Here is a 7,771-nt window from a genome sequence, read left to right as displayed (position 1 = left end):
CATCTGGCCGGCGCCGAACCGTAGAACGGCACCACCATCTGCACAGGCAATGGCCGGAAAGCCGATCATGCATTAAAACTGAAACCGGACCACCTCATAGGGGCAGGCCAAGCATGGAGCGGACCGCAACGCGCAGGGTCTCCATGTCGAAGGAGAGCTTGCCCTCGGCGTCGAAGAGTGCCGCCGCGTGGCGCGCGATCCGCCGATTGCCATAATAGCCGTCTCCGCCTCCATTGGCGGAATCGACCCTGACATTCTGGCCGGCGAAGGCGAGAACCAGCAAGGCCATCAGCGCGTCGTCTTCGATCGGGGCACGGCCGAGCGCCTCGTGAAGGGCGTCGGTGCGGAAGTCCCCGATCATCTCAATACCCTTGCGGGTAACGTCGGGCCGCGACTTGGGCATCGCGACGGCTTCCTCGTCCGAAGACCCGTTGCCCTTGGCCGACTTGGGCTCCGGCATCCGGAAGTGAACGGTCTGCACCTTGCCGTCACGATCGAGATACATGGCGATGTGATCGGACTTCTTGGGCTTGCCGTAGACCCGCTCGGCCTTCTTGGGCAGCTCCGGCTGGCCCCATGTATTGGCCTCGGCGATGACGCCCTTCTTGGGCAGGTTCCGCGTCATCCACTCCTGCTGGGCACCGAGATAGGCCTCGACATCGGTCGTGTAGCGGCTGTCCTCGTCGGCGGGTGCGAACAGGTCCTCGATCCAGGAAATGCCGTAGGCCTGAGTGAGCTCGTCGTCGAAACTCGCATCGCGCGCATACATCCGGGTTTTTGAAAGACCGTTGGCCACGCTCCACCAGGAGACCTGCGGATCGCCCTTGGAACGCTTGTGCGCCTTCCAGACTTGCCTTTGCTCCTCGAGCGAGGCAGCCGCGATCGTGCGGAGCTGGCTTTCGTTGGGCATGTCGCCGCAGGCCATATGATCGAGCATGGCCGGCAGCACATTAGCAAGCAGCCGCAGCTTCTTGATCTGGCGCACCGAAAGTGCGAGTGCGACGGCGATCGCCTCTTCCGTCCAGCCGATAGCGACGAGACGCTCGATCGCACGCCACTGGTCGACCGGATTGAGCCCTTCATGGGCGAGCGTTTCGACGAGCGAGCGCATCGCGCCACCATCCTCGGTGGCTCCTCTGACGATGACTGCAATCTCTTCGAGACCGGCGGCGACCGCCTGCTTGACGCGGCGATGCCCGGCCTGGATGATAAAGCCATTGCCGCCATCGGGCTGTGCGGCCACGACGGGTGGTTGGACGATGCCGACCGCCTTGATCGTGGCGAGCAGCAGCGCATCGGCCTGGGGGCTGGATTTCGAGCGGCGGGCCTTGTCGGGATTTTCGACGAGCGCGCGGGGATCAACGAACTTGATTTCCATCGGAATGCTCCTTTCGGGTTCGGGACGCGGCACCGCGCCGGTCCGTTCTTAGTCTTCTTTGCGAAGACATCCCCCGGCCCGCGGAGCGGACGGGCCGGTGCAATTGCGGCCGAGCATCCCTGCCCGGCAAGGCGAGCGGGGCTTGTGAGCCCTGCGCAGTCCGACGGGTCGGGATCGCGAGCGGCGCGGTTGAGGTGACACCGTCAGCGGCCTGGCTCGTTCTGCGAGGGGTTTCTGTCCTCGCTTTTCTCTCCTCTCCCGTTCCTGCCCTCCCTGAATCCGCATCTCGCCCGTTCGCACGAAACGACTGGCGCTGCGCCGTTATCCTATGCGAGCCTTGACTACCGTCTCAACTGACGCTATATTGCGTCATAATTACTGGCAGTCGATTGAGGCGACAGGATGAACCTCGCACAATATTCAGATCACGGGCTGTTCGCGCCGAACAAGATCGCGTCCATTTTCCGCACGACGAGCGAAGAGATCGCGCGCACGGTAGGCCTCGGCAAGGACGCGATCCAGCGCAAGGATCGGGTGCGTTCGGACAAGACGCAGCGCCGCCTGCGCGAGATGGTGGAGATTGTGAACAAGGTCGAGCCGCGTTTCGGCTCCGCGCTGATCGCTTACGCTTGGTATCGGTCCGAGCCACTGCCGGGATTTTCGGGCCAGACGGCCATGCAGCTGGTACGCGACGGTCGGGCAGAAGAGGTTCTTGATTTCATCGATGCCGTGGACGCCGGCGTTCACGCCTAACCGTGTCGCTCACCTATTGCGGAAAGCTCTACCGGGCACTCAATCCTGTTTTCGCGCGCGAACCGATGTCGGGACGCGGAGCGGAACTCTATGGCGGCCGTTTCAATCCGAAAGGCGTGCCAGCGCTCTATGCATCGACATCCGTGCACACCGCCTTGCGAGAAGCCAACCAGGTCGGCGATCTGCAGCCGACAACCTTGGTTTGCTATCGTGCCAGAATCGAGATGGTCTTCGACGCCGCGGATATGACGGCCGTTGCGGCAGCGGGACTTGACGAAGCCTCGCTCGCCGACCCTGCCTGGCGCGATCAGATGCGGACCACAGGGGAAGCAAGCACACAGCGTTTCGCGCGCGAGCTGATTGCTCAAGGCTATAACGGCCTGCGCGTCCGCAGTTTTGCCAAAGGGTCCGGTCCGAGCGACATAAATCTGGTGCTCTGGCGATGGGGCAATAGCGCCTCGTCTCGCCTGGAACTGATCGACGACGAGGATCGGCTGGGCTGAACGTGAAGCGTCTCATGCCGCTTGGTCGATCCTTGCCGTGTTGGCCGTGACATCATCGGCCAGATGTTTTTCGAGCGCTGCCAGTTGCCGGCACGTCTGATCCAGCTCGCCCGCAAAGGCGAAGGCTTCGCCGTGCCGGACGCGATAGGAAGCGAGCCTGCGCTCGGTGTCCGCCAGACGCTGACCATACCGAAGCCGCTCGTCCTCGAATCGCGAAAGCGCGTGCTCAAGCCTTGAGATCGCGCCGAGCGGTGTTGTCGTGACCGGAAGTTCGATCTCGCCTTTGACGCCGGTGCGCAGCAGCATGGTCGTGTAGCCAAATCCATCCCCACCGAGCCGGTCGCCGGAGAATTCGACATCAAAGCCGCCGATCGAGGCGATCACGATGTCGCCTTCCTTCTGGAGCTGGACGAGAGTGAGGACCTCCTTCATCAGCGCACGACCAGCGAGCTTGCGCTTTGTGAAGACCTCGTCGCGGACCACCATTACGAACGCTTCGCCAGCCGTGGGAACCCGCTGCTCGATATCCTGCTCGATTTCTCCGATACGGCGGGTCGCAATTTCGATGTCGCGTTCGGCCTCGCGGATCTGACGGCGGACCGCATGCTGATCGTCCATATGGGCGGCGCGCAGGCGCTCCAGCCGGGCGATATCGGCCTCCAGCCCGGCTTTCTGCATCAGGCGCGGGTCGCCCGACGCGATCGCCTTGGCCATGGCGAACTGGCTGGCCTGGCCATCGCCCATGTCCTCGAGCCTGCGGATCGAGGCATCACCGGAAAGAGCGGCGACAATGAACCGGACTTTGCGCTCATTGTTCTGCCACATGGTGGCGTCGAGCGAGCCTTGCGTCGCATAGGCGAAAATATCGATCTCGTCATGCTGGTTGCCCTGCCGGCCGATGCGCCCTTCCCTCTGCTCGATCTGCGAGGGGAGCCACGGCACGTCGAGGTGATGCAGGGCCTTGAGACGCAGCTGGGCGTTGACGCCAGACCCCATGGTTTCGGACGAGCCGATCAGGAACCGGACCTTGCCGGCGTTGACGTCACCGAACAGGCGCTGCTTGGCCTGCGCGCGTCTAAAATCCTGCATGAAGGCGATCTCCGACGGCGGCACACCCCTGCGGACGAGCTCGTCCCGGATCCATCGATAGGCAGAAAACCCCCGGCTCTTTTCCACGCTGATCGTGCCGAGATCGGAGAAGATCATCTGGGCGGCACCGGGCAGCTCAAAGCAATGCCCATCGGGCATATGATAGGTGTTCTGTGACGTTTCTGACCAGATACGGAAGGCGTTGCCGATCAGATCGTTGAGTTTGTTGTCGGGCTCGTTGGCATTATCGGGATCTACCAGACGCAGGTCAATCGCAGCATGACGGCCGTCGGTGATCACCGAGAGCAGGATGTCGTCTCCGGGCTGCGCCGGCCCCTCCCGTTCCTCTATCGCCTTGATACGGGCATCAAGCACGCTCTGGTAGCGCTTGAATTCGGCGGACGGTTTCGAGGTCCGGATCTGGCGCTTGCCGGTTGAGACCGCCGGCACCTTCACATATTGTCGCAATTCTTGCGGCAGCACGACGTCCGCAAAGGAGCGGAACATGGCGATGAGCTCGGGGACGTTGACAAAGGTGGCAAAGCGCGTGACCGGCTTGAACTTGCCCGACGGCTGAAGCTCGAGTTCGGTCGTCACGTCGCCGAAGGTCGATGCCCAGGCGTCGAACTCGTGGAGGCCACGCTCCTTCAGCGCCTCAATGCCGAGGAAGCGCTGCACCGAGAACATCTCGCCCAGCGTGTTGGTGATTGGTGTCCCCGACGCCAGTACGAGCGCGCGGCCGGGGTTCCTCGTTTCAACGAAGCGGGATTTCACATAGAGGTCCCACGCCCGCTGCGAGCCCGCAGGATCGACGCCCCTCAACCTCGACATGTTGGTGGCGAAGGAGAGCTTTCGGAATTCCTGGGCCTCGTCGACGATGATCTGGTCGATACCGAGCTCGGATATGGTCAGAAGATCGTCCTTGCGCGTCGCGAGAGCGTCGAGCCGCTCCTTGAGCCCCTCTTTCAGCCGCTCGAGCCGTTTGCGCGACACACGGTCGTTACGGTGTACCTTGGTCAACAGCTCCTCGTAGAGCTCGAGCTCGTCGGAAATCATCTGCTGCTCGAAGGCGGACGGAGTGGAGATGAACCTGAACGCCGAATGGGTGATGATGATCGCATCCCAATTGGCCGTGGCGGCGCGGGAGAGGAACCGGTGGCGTTTTTGCTTGGTAAAGTTGGTCTCGTCTGCAACGAGGATGCGCGCGGTCGGGTAGAGCGCAAGGAATTCGCGCGCCACCTGGGCCAAGCAATGACCGGGCACAACCAGTATCGCCTTGGCGATCAGCCCGAGCCGCTTCTGCTCCATGATGGCGGCCGCCATCGTGATGGTCTTGCCGGCGCCGACAGCGTGGGCGAGATAGGTCGAGCCCCCCGCGATGATGCGCCAGATGCCGCGTTTCTGGTGCCCGTAAAGTGAAAAGGCGCCTGAGGCGCCCGGAAGCTGAAGGTGATCGCCGTTGAATCTTCGTGGCGCGATGTTGTTGAACCGGTCGTTATAGTCCCGGGCAAGCCGGTCGGTGCGATCGGGATCGGACCAGATCCACGCCTGGAAGGCCGTCCTAATCTTTGTGAGCTTCTCCTTGGCCGCCTCGGTGTCGACCAAATTGAGGACGCGCTTCTCGCTGTCGCCCTCCTTCACAGTGTCGAAAATCTGCGGGACGCGGCTGTTGAGCGCATCGGCGAGAAGCTCGCCGGCGTGCCGCCGATCCGTGCCCCATTCCGAGGTGCCGGCGGCAGTGTACCCCAGCCCGCGCCCCTCGACTGTCCAGGAGGCGAGCTCGGGCATGTGGCAAATTTTGATGCGCGCGCCCATCATCTCCTTGACGAAGGCGACCACGTCATCGGCGGGAATCCACGGGGCACCCAGACGCGCCGTGATATCGGAGGGATTTAGGTCGGCTGGCTGGACATCACGCATCGCCCGGACGTTGCGTTCAAACGCCGGATCGAGCGCTGCGGCGGCCTGTGCCGCCTTGAGCTTGTCGCGCACCTTGCCCGAGAGATAGGCATCGGCGGTCTGCCATGAGCCGGTTTCCGGATCACTGAAAACGGCATCGGCCAGCTCGGCGATGACGGTGTCCACATCGGCGTGCATGAGCTCGGCAATGTGATCGATATCGACGTGACCGCGCTCGTTGAGCACCACGGCCAGCGCATCGGCGGCTGACGCGATGACCGGCGCCAAAAGCGGAGCGATCACCCGCTCGGTAAAAATTGGACCCGGGCGCGCCGTGTTCGTCTCGAGATCGTAATCCTCGATTGAGGCGACCAGCCAGCAATCGGGATCGTCGAGAAAGGGCTGGAGATTGGGACGGCGGTGCGTTTTGCCGGTCTCAAGATCCTCCTTCAGCGATAGTGTCGTGGAATTGACCGGACCGAAGTCGCGCACGAAATTCGACCAGGCAATGCGCAACCTGACTTGGTGCTGCTTGAAGGGCTGGTCGCGCTCCTGAGCCTTGAGGACCTCGCGCACGGCGTCGCGGATCGGGATCAGCTTTCGGATGATCCTGGCGTGTTTGTCGGAGATGCCGTCAGCGCCGCGACCCTTGCTCACCGTTATGGTGACACGTTCGCCGTCGCGCAGCTGCATCAGCGTCTGGTTCTTCCCGACAATGAAGCTGCCCTCGCGGATTGCCTGCCCTTCGGACGCGTCGAGGTCGTGGGCATCGCCGGTATCGGTTTGAGGTCCAACGGCTTCCGGCTCGCCGTCATAGATAGCGTCCGGAAGAAGACGGATGGAGGCGCGAAGAGCCTGCTCCAGATCGACATGGGGCTGCGGCAGGCAGGTATAGGTTTCGCCAAACGGCCCGGAGGTCGTGGCATGGGTACCCAAGACGTAATCTGGGTGCTGCGCGAACCAGCGATTGACCCGGATGGGGGCCTCATCCTCGGTTGCGGGTCGGACGTCTTCTGTCTCCAGCCAGGACATGTCGCCATCGGCTTCGTCAGGCCTGCGCTTTTGGAAAAAGAGGATGTCGGCCACTACATTCGTGCCGGCCTCGGCCCGAAAACTGCCCTCGGGCAGGCGGAGGGCGGCGACAAGATCGGCCTGTTGGGCGATCGTTTGCCTGGCGGTTGGATCGGCCTTGTCCATGGTGCCGGCGGAGGTAACGAAAGCAGCAAGCCCGCCGGGCTTCAGCGCACGAAGCGCCTTGACGATGAAATAGTCATGGAGCCGCAGGCCGCGGCCGCGATAGGCCCGGTCCGAGCGAACCGCGCGATCGGAAAACGGCGGGTTGCCGACCGCAAGGTCGAAACGCGCTGGCAAATCGATACGGGTGAAATCGCCATTGACGACGCGGGCGCGGGGCTGGAGCAGACGTGCGATCCGCGCCGTGATCGGGTCGAGCTCGATGCCGGTGACATGGGCGACCGGTCGAAGCTCTTCGGGCATCAGGGCGGGAAACAACCCCGTGCCGATGCCAGGTTCGAGCACCCTGCCGCCGCGCCAGCCGAGCCGCAGCAAGCCCGCCCAGATGGCGCGGACGATGAACTCCGGCGTAAAATGCGCATATTGCGTGCAGCGGGCGAGCGAAGCGTATTCCTGTTCCGAAGTCACATCCTGTAGATCGGCGCCGATCTCCTGCCAAGCCTTGCGAAACGCCTCCTCGCCCGGGCGCCGGAACACCGTATTGGCCAATTCCGATGCGCCAAACCCGGTGAACTTGATGAGCGCCGCCTGTTCCTCGACCGTCGCCGGACGGGCTTCGGCTTCGATCGTTTGGGCGAGCGAGATTGCGGCGATATTGTCCTTTGCACGCTGCCTCCAGCCACGGGCCAGACCGCGATCGCCGGCGAGATGGAAGTTCTCGGCACGTCCGTCGTCGTCGGTCTTGCCGGGGCCTTGTGAGGCCGCCGGCAGCGGCACTTCGGACGTGTCGTGTTCGCGATCCTCCGGCGGTTCGATCGTCGTGCCGAACGCGGTGACGCCAATGCCGAGGCCGGATGAAATAGAATTGCTGCCGAAAGACGTCAGCGTAAAGGGGTCGTCATTGGGCATGGGTTGTTCTCCATGTGTTGAGGTGCATGCCCGCCCGCTGCCGGGA

At 63.1% G+C, this 7,771-nt stretch carries 3 protein-coding genes and 1 pseudogene; 2 read left to right on the top strand and 2 right to left on the bottom strand.

Going from position 1 to position 7,771, the window contains the following annotated elements; translation table 11 throughout:
• Positions 1-109 precede the first annotated feature (109 nt).
• Positions 110-1,378, bottom strand: a pseudogene (locus tag FY036_RS02480) (ParB N-terminal domain-containing protein); the annotation flags it as partial.
• Positions 1,379-1,780: 402 nt separating this feature from the next.
• Between FY036_RS02480 and FY036_RS02475 the strand changes: the two are divergent.
• Complete coding sequence (locus tag FY036_RS02475; protein WP_148913119.1) at positions 1,781-2,131, top strand: antitoxin Xre/MbcA/ParS toxin-binding domain-containing protein; 351 nt, start codon at positions 1,781-1,783, stop codon at positions 2,129-2,131.
• A 2-nt stretch (positions 2,132-2,133) separates the two neighbouring features.
• Positions 2,134-2,634, top strand: coding sequence for an RES family NAD+ phosphorylase (locus FY036_RS02470; RefSeq protein WP_148913118.1), 501 nt, complete (start codon positions 2,134-2,136; stop codon positions 2,632-2,634).
• 12 nt (positions 2,635-2,646) lie between these two features.
• On the opposite strand, the gene FY036_RS02465 is transcribed toward FY036_RS02470, so the two are convergent.
• Positions 2,647-7,725: an N-6 DNA methylase gene (locus FY036_RS02465; RefSeq protein ID WP_148913117.1), complete on the bottom strand. Its 5,079-nt coding sequence runs from the start codon at positions 7,723-7,725 to the stop codon at positions 2,647-2,649.
• Between the last annotated feature and the right edge of the window lie 46 nt (positions 7,726-7,771).

Source organism: Neoaquamicrobium microcysteis (assembly GCF_008180155.1).
Classification (GTDB): domain Bacteria; phylum Pseudomonadota; class Alphaproteobacteria; order Rhizobiales; family Rhizobiaceae; genus Aerobium; species Aerobium microcysteis.
This window is presented reverse-complemented; position numbering and strand designations above follow the sequence as displayed.

What these genes read in the sequence shown, in the direction of transcription:
- FY036_RS02475 (WP_148913119.1), top strand. Translation starts at nt 1,781, where the DNA reads ATGAACCTCGCACAATATTCAGATCACGGGCTGTTCGCGCCGAACAAG.
- FY036_RS02465 (WP_148913117.1), bottom strand. Translation starts at nt 7,725, where the DNA reads ATGCCCAATGACGACCCCTTTACGCTGACGTCTTTCGGCAGCAATTCT.